The sequence below is a fragment of the Microcoleus sp. MON1_C1 genome, from assembly GCF_036701945.1.
Classification (GTDB): Bacteria; Cyanobacteriota; Cyanobacteriia; order Cyanobacteriales; family Microcoleaceae; genus Microcoleus.
Map to the genome: position 1 here is coordinate 69,583 of NZ_JAUBRO010000002.1, position 14,267 is coordinate 83,849.

The 14,267-nt window shown below is 45.0% G+C and carries 15 protein-coding genes; 11 read left to right on the plus strand and 4 right to left on the minus strand.

The window, feature by feature from the left end:
- The first annotated feature begins 231 nt into the window (after positions 1-231).
- A complete protein-coding gene (locus QUA62_RS01525; protein ID WP_333402084.1) occupies positions 232-741 on the plus strand; it encodes an N-acetyltransferase in 510 nt (169 codons plus the stop codon).
- A 243-nt stretch (positions 742-984) separates the two neighbouring features.
- On the opposite strand, the gene QUA62_RS01530 is transcribed toward QUA62_RS01525, so the two are convergent.
- Positions 985-2,562: an adenylate/guanylate cyclase domain-containing protein gene (locus QUA62_RS01530; RefSeq protein WP_333402085.1), complete on the minus strand. Its 1,578-nt coding sequence runs from the start codon at positions 2,560-2,562 to the stop codon at positions 985-987.
- Between the two features lie 88 nt (positions 2,563-2,650).
- Between QUA62_RS01530 and QUA62_RS01535 the strand changes: the two genes are divergently transcribed.
- From QUA62_RS01535 to QUA62_RS01580, 10 genes are all read left to right on the plus strand, one after another.
- Positions 2,651-2,911 (plus strand): hypothetical protein, encoded by a 261-nt coding sequence (locus tag QUA62_RS01535; protein ID WP_333288079.1) that lies wholly within the window; start codon positions 2,651-2,653, stop codon positions 2,909-2,911.
- A gap of 277 nt (positions 2,912-3,188) precedes the next feature.
- Positions 3,189-4,019, plus strand: a complete 831-nt coding sequence (locus QUA62_RS01540) for a prepilin peptidase (protein WP_333402086.1) — start codon at positions 3,189-3,191, stop codon at positions 4,017-4,019.
- Positions 4,020-4,080: 61 nt separating this feature from the next.
- The gene (locus QUA62_RS01545; protein WP_242719282.1) at positions 4,081-4,302 is read left to right on the plus strand and encodes a DUF2007 domain-containing protein; all 222 of its coding nucleotides are present in this window, start codon (positions 4,081-4,083) and stop codon (positions 4,300-4,302) included.
- 115 nt (positions 4,303-4,417) lie between these two features.
- Entirely contained in the window at positions 4,418-5,368 is a 951-nt protein-coding gene (gene accD, locus QUA62_RS01550) for an acetyl-CoA carboxylase, carboxyltransferase subunit beta (RefSeq protein ID WP_333402087.1), read from the plus strand.
- 383 nt (positions 5,369-5,751) lie between these two features.
- Positions 5,752-5,943, plus strand: coding sequence for a hypothetical protein (locus QUA62_RS01555; RefSeq protein WP_006633443.1), 192 nt, complete (start codon positions 5,752-5,754; stop codon positions 5,941-5,943).
- Between the two features lie 145 nt (positions 5,944-6,088).
- The gene (gene psbV, locus QUA62_RS01560; RefSeq protein WP_333035576.1) at positions 6,089-6,577 is read left to right on the plus strand and encodes a photosystem II cytochrome c-550; all 489 of its coding nucleotides are present in this window, start codon (positions 6,089-6,091) and stop codon (positions 6,575-6,577) included.
- Positions 6,578-6,731: 154 nt separating this feature from the next.
- Positions 6,732-7,232, plus strand: a complete 501-nt coding sequence (psbV2, locus tag QUA62_RS01565; RefSeq protein WP_190663568.1) for a photosystem II cytochrome PsbV2 — start codon at positions 6,732-6,734, stop codon at positions 7,230-7,232.
- Positions 7,233-7,357: 125 nt separating this feature from the next.
- Complete coding sequence (petJ, locus tag QUA62_RS01570) at positions 7,358-7,696, plus strand: cytochrome c6 PetJ (protein WP_333215231.1); 339 nt, start codon at positions 7,358-7,360, stop codon at positions 7,694-7,696.
- A gap of 409 nt (positions 7,697-8,105) precedes the next feature.
- Complete coding sequence (locus tag QUA62_RS01575) at positions 8,106-9,119, plus strand: CHAD domain-containing protein (protein ID WP_333402088.1); 1,014 nt, start codon at positions 8,106-8,108, stop codon at positions 9,117-9,119.
- Positions 9,120-9,349: 230 nt separating this feature from the next.
- Positions 9,350-10,432 carry a hypothetical protein gene (locus QUA62_RS01580; RefSeq protein ID WP_333402089.1) on the plus strand — a complete coding sequence of 361 codons (1,083 nt, stop codon included), beginning with the start codon at positions 9,350-9,352 and terminating at the stop codon, positions 10,430-10,432.
- Between the two features lie 189 nt (positions 10,433-10,621).
- On the opposite strand, the gene QUA62_RS01585 is transcribed toward QUA62_RS01580, so the two are convergent.
- The 3 genes from QUA62_RS01585 to QUA62_RS01595 form a co-directional block, all read right to left on the minus strand.
- Positions 10,622-11,119, minus strand: a complete 498-nt coding sequence (locus tag QUA62_RS01585) for a 2TM domain-containing protein (protein ID WP_190663564.1) — start codon at positions 11,117-11,119, stop codon at positions 10,622-10,624.
- Positions 11,120-11,288: 169 nt separating this feature from the next.
- Positions 11,289-12,125 carry a cyanoexosortase A gene (crtA, locus tag QUA62_RS01590; RefSeq protein ID WP_333402090.1) on the minus strand — a complete coding sequence of 279 codons (837 nt, stop codon included), beginning with the start codon at positions 12,123-12,125 and terminating at the stop codon, positions 11,289-11,291.
- A gap of 1,150 nt (positions 12,126-13,275) precedes the next feature.
- Entirely contained in the window at positions 13,276-13,956 is a 681-nt protein-coding gene (locus QUA62_RS01595; RefSeq protein WP_333402091.1) for a PEP-CTERM sorting domain-containing protein, read from the minus strand.
- Positions 13,957-14,267 lie beyond the last annotated feature (311 nt).

A 14,267-nucleotide genomic window follows, 5' to 3' on the forward strand; every position in this document is an offset into this window, starting at 1 on the left:
AACAGTTAAGCGGTTCGGCGTCTCGGATGAAAATTGGAAGCGCTCGACTAGGGCGGCGATTTGGCAGTAATCTGTCAGTGGTTGCATCATTGGTTGCCAAAAGTACATAGCTTCAAAAGAGTAAAAAACTTCAGGGGCGCTAGAATTTGATTAACATCACGCTCGAAAGATAGAAACAGTTTCTGTAGCATTTCGTCGGCCCGATCGGCCACCAAACCATTAATCTAAGTTATGTATATCCGTACCGAAAAGCCAGAAGATTTAGAAGCTGTTCGCCAAGTTAATATTGCGGCATTCGGGCGAGAAAATGAGGCAAACTTAGTCGATAGATTGCGGGGAATTGCATCTACATTTTCCTTCGTTGCCTTACCATCCGATCGCATTGTCGGACACATTTTATTCAGTCCGGTTGTCGTCGAAGGAAAATGTTCTAGCAATTTGTCGATTCTGGGGTTGGCACCAGTCGCAGTTCTTCCCGAATATCAGCGCCAAGGTATAGGAACGCTGCTGATCCAGCACGGTTTAGAAGAGTGCAGGCGATCGGGATTTCACGCAGTGGTTGTGCTTGGTCATCCAGATTTCTATTCGCGTTTTGGGTTCATTCCTGCTAGCAGAAAGAGCTTGAAATGTGAATATGATGTGCCCGATGAAGCTTTTATGGTTTTGGAGTTAGAAAGTGGAACTTTGGAGGATTGCAGCGGAACGGTGAAGTATCGATCGGAGTTTAGTCTATGCGAGTGATATTAATTCCGCCCTTCATGGGAATTATTCATCTCTCTGCGATCTCCCTCTGCGTTCTTTGCGTTCTCTGCGGTTAAATCATTCCGATGCAACCGGAACCGATATGACGAAGTGGCGGTTTTGATTGTGATGTATCGTAAAAAATTATAAAAATAACATTTAGTAGTCACAGTGGAAAGCGGTTGTGCTGTACTTGCCTTTGTGAACCATAAAACCTGTACAACCATTCCCCAGCAAAGTTATTTAAACGCCCCCTTTTCCCTTCTCCCCTTTTGCACCTTGCAAAGCAAAAATCGGAGTTTGAGCAGATTTCCCCTTCAGAGCAACAGATCCCAAAGCCTCGCAAATGAAGTTTAGCTCGATCGACTCACACACCCTTTCACCAATCAAAATTTGGTTTTCCCCCGCCTTGCTCATCAACCGAGCCGCCGTATTCACCGTATCGCCGAGGATATTAAACTCCCTGCGCCCTCGCGGTTCCCCAACCTCAGCAGCAAACACCGGCCCCCGGGACAGCCCAATTTGACAGCTTACTTTTACTTCTTCACCCGCGATAATTACCAGAGGCAAACCTGCAATGATATCTCGGATCGCAATCGCCGCACTAGCCGCGCGGCTGGCGTCATCCGTGTGAGCGTCGGGCACGCCAAAATAAATCAGCATATCCGAACCGTCTAAGTGCGCCGTTACTTTTTGCAACACGCCCCCTTTAGCTGAGACTACAGCATCGATCGACGCAAACACCCGAGAAAAACCCACTACCAGATTGACTTCTTCCTCCGGCGAAGCTTTGTCCACAGACTCCGGTAAACCAATCAAGTTGACAAACATCACCGTCGGTTCAGGAAAATCCGGCGGTATTTTGCGCTTATCGGCATTTTCAACCAGCAGTCTCAGGATCGTTTTGGGAATATAACTAGCAAGGGGTTCAAGCCGCTTCACAGCTTCCCCGATTTCGCTTACCAAACCCGAAACGCTGCGATCGAGCAATACCGAACTCGGCATCCGCCGCCCAGTCAAAGTGATATCATACTCTCCGAGTCGATCGTCCGTGAAATCGTCCGCCACCAAAAAATAACCCTGTTTCCCGGGTTCAAAACGAAATTGCTCTCCCAAAGACTCTCTAGCAGTTTCAGTCACACACACCCGCCCCACAGTTCCAGAACCCTCAGCTTGCTTGGCTTGCTGGACTGAATGCCCCAGCAGTACGTGAGCCATCCGCAGCGGCGTACCGATGTCAGCACTAATATAGCGGCCGCAGTGAATGCCCACCCGCATCCTCAAAGACAAAACACCCCGCGCCGTTTCAATATTGGCAAATTCCGCCATCGCCCGCTGCATCCGCAAACCCGCCCGCACCGCCCTCGCTGTATCCTCTTGGTGAATTCCTGACAGAAACTGCACCAGCATCGCATCTCCGGTAAACTCCAGCAAATCGCCGCCCGATTTGCTGACAATTTCAATCATTGAGGCAAAATAGTCGTTAATCACGCCCAGCAGCGTTTCAGCTCCCTTGCACCCCTGGGCCGCGTTCGCTTCCAACAGCGACGTAAACCCTGCCAAATCCGTGAACAGCAAGGTGCCTGTTTGCCACTGGTAGCGCACCTGGCCCGGGTTGGGCGGAGAGTCGGACACGGGCCGGGGCACGTAGTCGTGGAGGATGTAGCGCAGAGTCCGCAGGTGATCGAAAACTCCCATTAGCGTTGCGGGGGACGGATCTACCCACGCAGCAGCGTACAGTTGAGCGGAAAGGAGCGATCGCAGCCGCAGTTCGAGCGCAGCTAAGGGAGGATTGTAGGTTAATCTATTAATAATTTCCACCTAGTCTATTCTTAAAAAATAAGGTAAGTTCGATCGCTCTAGAGGCAACACCAATAGCTCGACTTAATACCATTATGATAAATTTCCAGTGAACCCATACCAACCCAACCCAGAACCCACGATAGAAACTTCCGAAAGTCACAGTTTGCTAGCTCCCGATTTGATCCGAGCTGCTCGCTCGGCCTATGGTATGTATCTAAAAGTGCATTCCGACCAGATGCAGCGTCCGGCCGGTGTAGTTGTGAGTCAAGGAAGCGATCGAGGCCAGGTAATTTTTGCTTCGCAGCCCGTTTTGTTGCCCGGTGAACGTTTTGTTACTTTTGACGAAATTGAATCTCAAATGTATTAATTGGTAATTGGGCATTGGGCATTGGGCATTGGGCATTGGGCATTGGGCATTGGGCATTGGGCATTGGGCATTGACAACTAATATTTATGTTTGCTTGAACGATTGTCAAAAAATAGGTTTGTAGTGAGGACTAAAGTCCTCAGAATTTGACTCTTGACTAAAGTCCATACTACAAACCTTATGGGTAATTGACCGAACACAATCTAACAATTAATAAATAACCACAGTCAACAGACAACAGACAACAGTCAACTTTCAACAGACAACAGACAAATTAATGGAAATTATCTTTAATTGCCTTGTCACGGCGATCGTCTTTATTTTTGGCTCGGCTATTGGCAGTTTTCTAAATGTGGTAGTCTATCGGTTGCCTGCGGGTTTGTCGGTGATCCACCCTCCTTCTCGCTGTCCCAAATGTTTAAATCAACTCAGAAATTACGAAAATATACCCGTGTTCGGTTGGCTGTGGCTGCGGGGACGCTGCAATCACTGCCGCAGTCGGATTTCTGCCCGCTATCCGCTGGTGGAAGCAGCTACGGGTTTGCTGTTTTTGTTAATCTTCTGGCGGTTTGGCGTAACAGTGCAAACTCTTGGTTTTTGGGCTTTGTTTAGCTGGCTGTTGGCTTTGTCTTTGATTGATTGCGATACAATGACTTTGCCTAATTCTTTAACTCGATCGGGTTTGGTGGTCGGATTGGTTTTCCAAATGGCGAAAGGTTGGTGGCCGACTTTTAGTTTTATCGACTCGATACAGTATCTGGTACTCGATGGGATCGCGGGAGCAGTTGTCGGGTTGTGGCTGTTTGACGCGATTGGACTCGCCGGGACGATCGGACTGGGGCAGAACGCTATGGGGGCCGGAGATACCAAATTGGCCGCCTTGATGGGAGCTTGGCTGGGCTGGAAATACTTGCTGCTAGCGGGATTCATCGCCTGTTTAGCCGGGGCTTTTGCCGGTGGCGGGGCGATCGCCCTCGGCTTGCTCGATCGGCGTCAACCCATGCCTTTCGGCCCCTTTCTGGCTCTCGGTGCAGCAATTACTGCTCTGTGGGGCGAAGCGATCTTATCTACTTACTTGCAGTTGTTTTTCCCGAATTTTAGTTTCTGATCGGCAGGTAGTCAGGCGCGATCGAACATACTATTGTCTCAAAAATTGGTAAAATTGTTCCGTGTCTTGGATTACACTTACAACTACTAGCTTTCGTTGGGAAGCGGAATTAATGCAGCAGCTCCTAGCTGCTCATGAAATCCCGGCCCGGATTGTAGACTTGGGCATAGCATCTTATTTGGGGGCTGGAAGTGCTACAGCCCTGCAAGTTCTTCCAGAACACCAGCGAACTGCATCGCTCCTCATCAGTCCCGTTGAAGATGAGTCTGAATCTGGTGATTAGTCATTAGTCATTAGTCATTAGTCACTGAACAACTAACAATTGACAACTAGCAACTAACAACTAACAATTACTAATTACCAATTACCAATTACCAATTACCAATTACCAAGTTTTAATGTCTCTATTTGATTGGTTTGCAAATCGACGAAAATCAGTACCGAACTCCCAAGAACGGCCGGAACGAGAAATTGCGGACGGACTTTGGAATAAATGCGAAGCTTGCGGTGCCCTCAGTTATACCAAAGACCTGCGAGCAAATCAAATGGTTTGCTTGGAATGCGGGTATCATATCAGAGTTTACAGTGACGATCGCATCGAGCAGTTGATCGATCCCAATACCTGGGTGCCCCTTAACGAAGGACTGCACGCCACCGATCCCCTGAAATTTCGCGATCGAAAAAAATATAGCGATCGACTCCGAGAATTTCAAGAAAAAACAGGCCACCTAGACGCCGTAGAAACAGGCATCGGCAAACTAGAAAATTTGCCAGTCGCCCTCGGAGTCATGGAATTTCAGTTCATCGGCGGCAGCATGGGCTCAGTTGTCGGAGAAAAGCTAACTCGCCTCATCGAACACGCCACGCGGGAACGCTTGTCCGTGATCATTGTTTGCGCTTCCGGTGGTGCAAGAATGCAAGAAGGAATGCTCAGCTTGATGCAAATGGCTAAAATTTCCGGGGCTTTGGAACGCCACCGGGAAGCGAGACTGCTTTACATCCCGATTTTGACCCACCCGACCACCGGCGGCGTCACCGCCAGTTTTGCCATGCTGGGAGACATTATAATTGCAGAGCCAAAAGCTACTGTGGCCTTTACGGGCGGCCGGGTAATCGAGCAAACTCTGCGCGAAAAGCTGCCGGAAAATTATCAAACTTCCGAATACTCCTTCGCCCACGGTTTTGTAGACTTGATCGTACCCCGGACTCAATTAAAGAAAACTCTGGGTCAGCTCATCAGCCTCCACCAGCCCCAGCCTTTCTTGGCCGGCTCGGAATTCCCCGCCCTAGAAGCCAGCGATAATCACGCTTTGCCCACGCAGACTCACGCTTTCAAACTTTCTCCCTAAGCTGCTGCGCCGGAGGATTGTCTGTTGGTGAGTGCGGGGCACAGAGGAAATTGCTGAGGAATTGCGAAAAACCCGGCTTCTACCAACAATATTGAGTTTGGTAACGAGACGTTCACGCAGACACCGGGTTTTGAGCCCCATCCGCGCAACTCCTATTGGTAATAACGACGCAGCAGTGGGATGATATTGATCGGAAGTTGATTGGCCCTGGAGTTTGGCTGGGCAAAAATGCCTAGTAGCAGTTAGCGGTTAGTTAGCTTGCGATAGATCAAACAAAATCTCAGAACAAACTAACAGAACAAGCTAACAGCGCTTTCTAAAATTGTCCGGCTTTCAGTTAATAGCCGTCAACTCAATTTTGACCTGTCAGCGACCTAAAAATTATGGGTTTTGCAGACCTGTCCATCGCAGAAATAGCAGAGGACTTCAACGTCCCTGTTGAAGACGTGATCCGCTTGTGCGATGAGTTGGAAATTGCCTACAAGCACCCTCAAACCCGTTTGGCTTTGGAGGATGTTAAGGCAATTATGTCCACTCTCGAAAAAAGGCGCGATTCAAAACTTCTCGCAGATTAGCTCGCAAAATTCCTCTACCTTTAAAGGTATGGCTGCACAAACTTTCGCCAGTTGTTGCAGAATCAGGGAATTTTGAACACACATCTGTTTGCCAGGTACGATCTCTTAGCGTTCAATAATTTGCCGGATTTTTTTAAGGAGAACCATGCTTAAAAGATATTTCATTGCTCTGACCGCTGTATTCTTGAGCTTTCAGTTATTTGTCAGCAGTGCGATGGCTGTCGAACTGAGTCCTGAACTTCGCACTGTGACTTTGAATGACAAGGGTGCTCCGGTAGTGCTGAGCCTCAAACAAGTTCAGCAAGGCAAACGCCTGTTTAATTCGGCTTGCGCTCAATGTCACGCTGCCGGCATGACAAAAACTGACCCGAACGTGAATTTGAGCCCGGAAACTCTGGCTTTGGCCAACCCGCCCCGCAATAATATTGAGTCGCTGGTGGACTTTATGAAAAATCCCACCACTTATGACGGGTTTGAGGAAATTTCGGAACTGCATCCGAGCATGAAGAGTGCGGATATTTTCGCTGAGATGAGAAATCTCTCGGATGACGATTTGTACGCGATTGCCGGTCACATTCTGTTGCAGCCGAAAATTGTCTCCAAGCAGTGGGCTGGTGGCAAAGGCGCTCGCTAATCGATTTTAGATTTTAGATTTTAGATTTTGGATTTTGGATTGAGAGAGGGCTGAAGTTCGGCAAGAATTGCTAGCTCGTCGTTTTTCGCTCTAAAATCTGAAATCTAAAATTTACCTCCAGCTCATTGATTATCGCAAAAGGTTGTAGTCCCTCATGCTGCGTCGTGGTGCTTTTGTCTGCTTTCTGTTGGGGATGTTAATTATTTTGCCACTCGTGCTGTTGGCTCCTCAACCTGTTTTGGCTGCTGCCGATTCTTACGTGAATAGGTATTTACAAGCCAGCGAACCTGTGGCTCTGGAGTTGGACTCTGAGGGACATACTCGCTTGTTTTCTGCTCAGGATTTGTCTGCGGGCAAGGTATTGTTCGAGCAAAATTGCCTGAATTGTCACGTCGGAGGAGCTAATTTGCCCGATCCGACGATATCTCTGTCTTTGGCTGACCTCAAAGGGGCAACGCCTCCCCGCAACAACATCAATAGTCTGGTGGCGTATCTGAGAGAACCGATGACTTATGACGGTACTGAGGAGACTTTTTGGTGCCGCCAAGTGCCGGAAAGCTGGATGCCACAGGCTGAGATTGAAAATTTAGCGGCTTTTGTGATCCGGGCTGCTCAGAAAGCTCCGGGCTGGGGCGTGGAGAATTTTGAGAGTTGAACTGCCACTGCCAAAAAGTGGTAAATTACTCGGAAGAAGGCGATACGAATGCGCGATCGCGCCTGTTTTAACAGGTAAAATATCTAAAGAATCACCCTTTGCGTGTCCATTAGAGGAGAACTGCGTTGAAAAGACTCTTATCGATCGCCCTATTAGCGTTCGCAATTTTTACCGTCGGCTTTGGCCGCCCTGCTTTGGCAGGAGATGCCGCTAACGGAGCTAAAATCTTTAGCTCGAACTGTGCTGCTTGTCACATCGGTGGCGGCAACGTGGTTATGGCCATGAAAACCTTGAAAAAGGAAGCTCTTGAGAAGTACGGTATGAATTCTCTCGAAGCTATTACCACTCAGGTAACTAAGGGCAAAAATGCTATGCCTGCTTTCGGCGCCAAGTTGAAGCCCCAACAAATCGAGGATGTAGCAACCTACGTGCTCCAACAATCTGAGAAAGACTGGAAAGGCTAAACTGCCTCTTTGAAGTCGGGCAGCCTGGGCGGGTTTGATTTAATTTAAAACTTGTCCTCCCGATCGCACCCTCTCTCACCCTTTGGCGAATAAATATCGGTTTGCAGCGATCTTAACCTATTTGGGAAAGCGCGCCAGAAATCTGATTTTTATGAGCTCAAGGGTGAGGGAGGGTAATTTTATTTTAGATTTTAGATTTTAGATTTTAAATTGAAGATTGAAGATTTTAGATTGAAGATTTTAGATTGCTAAATGCTGACTTTGTATAAACTGTCAAGCACCTTATATTAAGATTTATGTAGGAAAGCGAGTCATAAATTGGGGTTGTGTGCTAGGATATAAACCCTTTACTAGCAAAGCCTTGAAATCCAAATTAAAGTCGATCGGGGATCTGGAATCTACACCTGCTATGAACGTAAAAACATCAGCAAAAGTTAAAACTCAAGTTAAAACTCTCGGAGACGCTGCATCTGGGGCGATTGAGAAATATTTCCACAAAAGTGTAGCGCACGAGGCTGAAGTTATCAAAGACAAAGACGCGGAAGAACTTCATCAAATGCGCGTGGGATTGAGACGTTTGCGATCGGCTGTGACTGGTTTTGCTCCGGTTTTAAACTTGCCAAAAGAGGCTTCGGAAAGCAAAATTGGTAAGGTGGGGCGGATTCTGGGAACGCTCAGGGATTTGGATGTGATGCTCGAAAGTCTCCAAAACCGCTATTACCCGAATTTGCCGACTGAGGAACAGGAAGTTTTAGATAAAGCTTTGTTGAATTTGCTCAAACAGCGCCACCGGGCTTTGAAAGGGGTGAGGGCGATTTTAGAGCACAAAAGCTACGAATCGCTGAAGCAGTCGATCGAGGATTGGCTGGAAAAACCGAAGTTTCAGGCGATCGAACATTTGCCAATTGCTGAGGTTTTGCCAGATTTACTGTTACCTCAAGTCAGTGAGTTTTTCCTGCATCCGGCTTGGCTGTTGGGCACAGAATATGAGGATGGCAAAGTTAAAGTTGCTGATGATTTAAATGCTGAGGCTGTCGAAGAGAAGTTAGCAGCCGAGGGAACTATTCTGCACGATTTGCGGAAGCAAGCTAAGCGAGTTCGCTATTTGATGAATCTGTTTGGGGATTTTTACAGCGAGACTTACGAAGTTTATGTCGAAGATGTGAAAGCTGTTCAGGAATGTTTGGGCGATATTCAAGACAGTGAAGTTTTAGGCGAGTTTCTGACAGATTTTGTCGATCGCGATCTGAAAAAAGAGTTGCCGAAGTTGGCTGGTTTGTTGGCCGAAAATCGCTATGCAGCTTGGCAAAAATGGCAGATTTTGCAGCGCCGGTATTTGAGTTCGGAAATTCGGCAAGGTTTTCGATCTGCTTTAATTCATCCTGTGGTTGAAGATGCTGCCAGGGAAGATTCGTCGCAGTAATTAATTTTAGTGGGTTTGCAGTTAAACTTGGGCTGGCTTTGGGGGCAACTGCAAGCAACACAGAAGTAGCTCGTTCTAATTAAACGTAAGACGCTCTAAATTAGCGTCTCGCTACCTGCTGCTCTTAAAATTTTGATTGCCTATGTTAAAATTATTTGCGACAGGGAGAGTCCCCCGCCTGTCAAGATTTTGGTTGAAAGCAAACAAAAATTTTAGTCACGGGAAATAAAATGAGTAGCCAAGTTAACGAACGTCTGGAAATATGGATCAATGAAGATTTACTACTTCCTGGTGTACGCCCAGCCCCACTGCTAATGCACCTCAGCCCGCCGGACACTCGTCCCGAGTTACTGTTTTGGAATGGGCTCAGGGATAAATTGCCGGATATAGTTAAGATTCACCGATTTACAAACTTGGCAGATGCAGGCAAGATTGTGGTAACTCCACATTTTATTTCAAGTTATTATAGCCTTAAGAAGGAACGTGAATTTTATAGATTCAAACGCCAAGTATTAGGATCACAAAGGACTCTCGTCACCTTTTCAAACTGTTTGGAATTTCAGCCTTCTCAAGGAGAAATATTTTTTGCAGCGTCCACTTACAATGATAAAAAAGAAAAATCGATACCCACGCCCCAATGGAGTTACGACCTGGGAGAGAAGGTAAATATCTCAAAGCCATCAATTCCTACTGTCGGTTTTGTGGGAAATATTGAATATCCATCCCGACTAAATTCCCTGATATTACGTTATATTAAATTTTCTGATTCTATGGTTAACTGGATGGCAGGCAACCTTTTTGTTAATCGTAATTTGAATTTGGGAAGGCGAAGGTTGATTGCACGATTAGTCAGAAAAAAAATAATTAATGAAGTGCGAAAAGCGAAAAATCTACAAACATCTTTGATTGAAAGAAAGAGAGATTTTTTTACTCTTCCCGTGGAAGAAAGAAACCGCCAAAGAGCCGAGTATATTAAAAATATCGAGGATAATGCTTATATCTTGGTGATCAGGGGAGACGATAATGGCTGTTACCAGCTCTGGGAGGTGATGTCAGCAGGGAGAATTCCGGTTTTTATTGATACCAATAGATCGTTACCGGAGTTGAGGGGGATGAAATGGGAAGATTTTTGCGTGATCGTTCCTTTTTCGGAAGTGCATCGGATTGGAGATTATATCCAAGCTTTTCACGATCAACTTTCGGATGAGGATTTTGCTGAGGTCTGCCGGAAATCTCGCGCTGCTTTTGATCAGCTACTCCCTCACAATTTTGTTGTCAGGATTTTGGAAATAATTGCCAAAAGTACCAACTAATGAGGTAGAAAAATGGCGAGAGAATGGCGACTAAGAATATAGGAGTTAATTTAAATATCGGAGAAAAATACAGCAGTTATTAATCATTTCTCCGATTTCTCTCCGGCCTAAGTGTTACAGTTTGCTAGTTATTTGTATTAGCGGTAGTTGATTAGAATAAAAAGCGATCGCTTTTTTTTAAAAAGAAAATCACGACTGCAACCACTTCATAAACTTATTCGTCGCAGTACCAATAGACTCTCCGACTTGTTTCTTCAACCGCCACCGCTGAAACGCTTTTTCGTAATCTTCCCCTTCAGTTTGATAAACATTCCAAGCATTTAGCGACAATCCCAATCCCCACGTTAGTAAAATGAACAGCGACCAAGAAAGCTCGTGCGATGCTGCTAGATTAAACAAAACTAAAAAAGTATTGATAATGCCGTATTTGGTCACATTTTTATGTAATTTGCGGCGACGGTAAGAGTTAAAAACCAGCTTTTCTTGAAATTCTCCTCTAGTTGCTAACCATTGCTGTTCCGCCGCTACAATATCCTGTTCGGAAATGCCCAATTCCGCTGCAATCTCGAAAAGCTGGACTCTGGATAATTCCCCTTCATCCTGTCGCCGCGCGATCGCAAGCTGTAAAATACCCTGAGCATCCTCTGAACCGTAAATGTGATTTATTTGACTTTCATTTGTGGCCATAACAGGTTTCCTATAATTCCTGACATCCTTTCTATGATAGATATAGACGCAGTTAAACGACAGGTAGTGACATTGGCGGATTTCAACACCCGGACATTTGAGTGAGGGAGACACCTGACTATGGGAGGGGAAATCGAAGAAGCCATATATTTCCTCAAATTTCCACTCATTAATTTCCCGAACTTTGACTAAGTTTGCTATCTCGTTTCAACATAAATTGATAAAATATTCCAAACAAAATCACCGCAATCATTCCCACGACTAAAGAACCTTCACCCTCATGCCAATATTTAAACAAATCTAGGCGCTTAGATGCAACTAACAATGCCATTCCCGCAACTCGAAAAACATTAATAATAAAACCACAAATGACAGCGACACCTATTACCAAAGCCTTATTTTGTTTAGTAGGAAACATCACCAAACAAACTACAGCTAAACCTAATAAGTAATTCATTGCCTCTATACCCGAACAACCCCCATTTACCAACACCCTTCCTGTCGGCAAAGCAACATAATTACCGTCACGTGTTACATCAAAACCGACATACCACAAAGAATAATAAGCAAATTTAGCAGTAAGGGAGGTAATAAAATCCACTAAAGGTAACGTAATGACACTGGGGGTGCCATGAAAAAATAGTATTACCAATTCACGCCAATATAGTTTTAAGTTCTGAAAACCTACCGCAAGTAGGCTCAAACCTAAACCCGACAAAAAAGGTGCAAGTCTTAAAAAAGGATCGAATTTACTGGAAACCCCAGCACTTTTAAATAAAATAAAAGCTATTAATAGCGTCCCTGCTACTCTCGACAATAGATCACTTTTTCTCTCACTCTGTTTGAGAATATCCTGGTTGTCCCAAAGCAGGGAACCCACAGCGAACCAAAAAACTATACTCATCCAAAAATGAGCAATATCGTCCAGTTTCCACAGGAGTGTCATATTCAGAGTTACTAAAGCTGTGGCGATAATGATGAGCCAAAAAAGTTTTCTTTTGAACATTTTAGATATTAGTTATTAGTTGATTGATGAGAGCCATACTTCGGACAGTTTTTGATAGCCAACCGTAGAATAAGGGTTTCCAGTCGATGCGGCAATCGAAGTACCAACGAAAAATCCAGGGTTTCAGACTACGAACTAAAAACATTCCAGACTATTGTTAGATCATATCATAAAAACAGTAGAAGCTCTGGCCAACTCATTAGCTTTAAACCCTCCTACGGAGAGGAATCGGAGGATTTTAAGGGTCGTAAATTTTTTAGATGAGGTTAGTAGACACTCTGGAATTTGATGGGTGGTGAAACTCAGAGGCAACGCATAGCTCAGCATTAGGACACCTAGTGAAAAGACTGCTACTCGAAATGATTGGTTGGGTGTCTAGCACTTGCTTACTCAGCCGCTGTAAGCAAAGACTAAAAAGGGAGTGAATCAACAATACTTAAAAATAAGTAGCCTTAATGAGGCTTGGATTTCTTGAGAGTAGACGCACTTGGCACCGCGCACAGTGTGACACTGAGGTTCGAGTAAATAAGGCTGAGCGAGTTAGAGTTCGAGCAATGATCGATGGTGATTATCTCCTTTTAAAGAATCTCAGTGTCTTTAGATCGAAAATTATTAAGAAACAGCCTTGCGGTATTTCTTAAATGTGCTGTCTAGGGGCGATTTGACGGGAGCATCTCAATAAAAGCAGCCAAGCTAGAAATTGGAGTTGGAAGCTAGGAGCTAGGAGCTAAGAGGAAAGAGGAAGAAGCAAGGAGGCTGAAGAAGTGTTTTTACAAATATGAGATGCTCCCGACTTGAAGTTCAATACAACTACTCTGCGGTGCTGTAATTACGCCATCCATCTAGCGATGATTAGCCCTTTAACTGTGCCGCATCAAGTCGGATTAGTCGGTTGCGGAGATTGCTCGCCCTCTAAGATGTTTCTATGCCTAGTTGATATACTTAATTCCCTGGACTCAATTATAGATCTTAATAACAGCCGTAGCACTGCAAATGTGTTTGACACCGGCTTCCAAGTCCGGGGTTTTCACGGTGGCGCACTATTAGATAATAAGAAACCTGGTTTCTTGGTGAAACCAGGTTTTTAGTTATCTCATAAAATAATCAGTTTGACATCAAGCCAGGATGGAAAACCAGTTGAAATGATAGCCTATTCAGCTTTTTTGGCCTGCTCGCGTTGCTTTTTGAACATAGTACCAAACCCAACAGCGGCTCCAGCAGCAAGCATTGTTAAAGGTTCAGGAGTAGCTTCAGTGTTGGTAGTGCTGCTGACAAAAGCATCGCTATACTCGCCCTTAGCACCAATACCCTGGACGTGCAACCCTAATCTTAAAGTACCTGTATTCAACGCGGAAACTACGTTAGCGTAATTTCCAGTAAAGCTCAATCCCAAAACCTCACCCTTATGGATACCGTCCTGACCACCAGTTTTTGTAGCTGAAAAATCAGTGGACCAAGCAGGGGTAAGGTTGTTACTTTGGGACATATTAGCAGCTCCAGTATCTTTAAAATCAACCGTCTTGCCAATATTATCAACATTAAGGCCAAAGTTGCTCAATAAATTGCTATTAGAACCTGTGTCAAAGTAAACTGAACCAATAAACATGCTGGCTACACTTGTGTTATTTGCAATATTGAAGATAACGTTATTTGAGCCACCATCTGTGACATCAAAGCTAAAGTCCTTAAAAAAAGCATCTCCGTACTGATTATCGCTACCATCGATATTACCAAAGCCGAAGGCGGAGGCAGGTGCTGCGGATACTGCACTAACAGCGGCGACACCGACAACAGCTAAAATAGATTTGACTAAGTTTAATTGGAATTTCATGGTTGACACCTTTATTTTTATGTTGACTGAAAGCAGGTTTTTTCCCTTCACATATTCAATGTAAACGGAAGCACAAGTTAATGCAAGTGGTTTAGATAAAGATTCGATGAAGATTGAGAATACGCGGATGGGATTTAGGCAAAATGCCTAAATTGATGAGTTCTAGCTAGCTATTTCCTATGGCTTACATCAAAAAATAGGGGTGCTGCCATCCAGATTTTAGTCCTGATTTTTCTCTATTTCAAAAAGCTATAACCCACCTTCCTAACCTGAGTTTTTACACAGCATAATTACTGATAAAACTATTTTTA

Excerpts from the sequence above, each read along its gene's own strand:
- QUA62_RS01525 (WP_333402084.1), top strand. The coding sequence starts at position 232 with ATGTATATCCGTACCGAAAAGCCAGAAGATTTAGAAGCTGTTCGCCAA.
- QUA62_RS01540 (WP_333402086.1), top strand. The coding sequence starts at position 3,189 with ATGGAAATTATCTTTAATTGCCTTGTCACGGCGATCGTCTTTATTTTT.
- accD (WP_333402087.1), top strand. The coding sequence starts at position 4,418 with ATGTCTCTATTTGATTGGTTTGCAAATCGACGAAAATCAGTACCGAAC.
- QUA62_RS01555 (WP_006633443.1), top strand. The coding sequence starts at position 5,752 with ATGGGTTTTGCAGACCTGTCCATCGCAGAAATAGCAGAGGACTTCAAC.
- psbV (WP_333035576.1), top strand. The coding sequence starts at position 6,089 with ATGCTTAAAAGATATTTCATTGCTCTGACCGCTGTATTCTTGAGCTTT.
- psbV2 (WP_190663568.1), top strand. The coding sequence starts at position 6,732 with ATGCTGCGTCGTGGTGCTTTTGTCTGCTTTCTGTTGGGGATGTTAATT.
- QUA62_RS01575 (WP_333402088.1), top strand. The coding sequence starts at position 8,106 with ATGAACGTAAAAACATCAGCAAAAGTTAAAACTCAAGTTAAAACTCTC.
- QUA62_RS01580 (WP_333402089.1), top strand. The coding sequence starts at position 9,350 with ATGAGTAGCCAAGTTAACGAACGTCTGGAAATATGGATCAATGAAGAT.
- QUA62_RS01585 (WP_190663564.1), bottom strand. The coding sequence starts at position 11,119 with ATGGCCACAAATGAAAGTCAAATAAATCACATTTACGGTTCAGAGGAT.
- crtA (WP_333402090.1), bottom strand. The coding sequence starts at position 12,125 with ATGTTCAAAAGAAAACTTTTTTGGCTCATCATTATCGCCACAGCTTTA.
- QUA62_RS01595 (WP_333402091.1), bottom strand. The coding sequence starts at position 13,956 with ATGAAATTCCAATTAAACTTAGTCAAATCTATTTTAGCTGTTGTCGGT.